General features: G+C 43.1%; 1 protein-coding gene. It reads left to right on the plus strand.

Annotated features, from left to right (window positions below; translation table 11 throughout):
- The first annotated feature begins 1 nt into the window (after position 1).
- Positions 2-1,177 carry an elongation factor Tu gene (tuf, locus tag ACFIK3_RS09540; RefSeq protein ID WP_012755022.1) on the plus strand — a complete coding sequence of 392 codons (1,176 nt, stop codon included), beginning with the start codon at positions 2-4 and terminating at the stop codon, positions 1,175-1,177.
- The last annotated feature ends 12 nt before the right edge of the window (positions 1,178-1,189 follow it).

The following is a 1,189-nucleotide window of genomic DNA, read 5'->3' on the forward strand; positions in this document are numbered from 1 at the left end:
AATGGCGAAGAGCAAGTTTGAACGAACAAAACCGCATGTTAATATTGGTACGATTGGTCACGTTGATCATGGGAAGACCTCGTTGACAGCAGCGATTACGAAATATTTTGGTGAATTTAAAGCCTATGACCAAATTGATGCTGCGCCAGAGGAGCGCGCACGTGGAATTACTATTTCTACAGCACACGTTGAGTATGAAACGGAAAATCGTCACTATGCGCACGTTGATTGTCCGGGACACGCTGATTATGTGAAAAACATGATCACAGGGGCAGCACAGATGGATGGTGCTATTTTGGTTGTTTCAGCAGCTGATGGTCCAATGCCTCAGACACGTGAGCATATTTTGCTTGCGCGTCAGGTTGGTGTTCCAGCAATTGTTGTTTTTCTTAATAAAGTTGATCAGGTTGATGATGCAGAACTTTTGGAGCTTGTAGAGCTTGAGGTTCGGGAACTTTTATCCAAGTATGATTTCCCAGGTGATGATATACCAATTGTTAAGGGTTCTGCGTTGGCAGCTCTTGAAGATAAGGATAAAAGCATTGGTGAAGATGCTGTTCGTCTTTTAATGAGTGAAGTTGATAATTATATTCCAACCCCTGAACGTCCTGTTGATCAACCATTTTTGATGCCGATAGAAGATGTATTTTCGATTTCGGGTCGTGGAACCGTTGTTACGGGTCGTGTTGAGCGTGGTGTTATTAAAGTTGGAGAGGAAATCGAGATTATCGGTATTCGTCCAACATCTAAGACGACGGTTACAGGTGTTGAAATGTTCCGCAAGCTTTTAGATCAAGGTCAAGCGGGTGATAATATAGGAGCTCTTCTACGTGGTGTTGATCGTGAAGGGATTGAGCGTGGTCAAGTATTGGCGAAGCCAGGATCCGTTACGCCTCATACACGTTTTAAAGCAGAAGCTTACATTTTGACAAAAGATGAAGGTGGACGTCATACGCCATTTTTTACAAATTATCGTCCTCAGTTTTACTTCCGTACGACGGATGTTACAGGTATTGTTACACTTCCAGAAGGAACGGAAATGGTTATGCCAGGTGACAATGTTGCGATGGATGTTTCGTTGATCGTTCCGATAGCGATGGAAGAGAAACTTCGTTTTGCTATTCGTGAAGGTGGTCGTACTGTTGGTGCCGGTATCGTCTCTAAGATCATTGAATAAATAATGCTTGTT

The sequence above is a fragment of the Bartonella sp. CB10SXKL genome, assembly GCF_042195515.1.
Lineage (GTDB): Bacteria > Pseudomonadota > Alphaproteobacteria > Rhizobiales > Rhizobiaceae > Bartonella.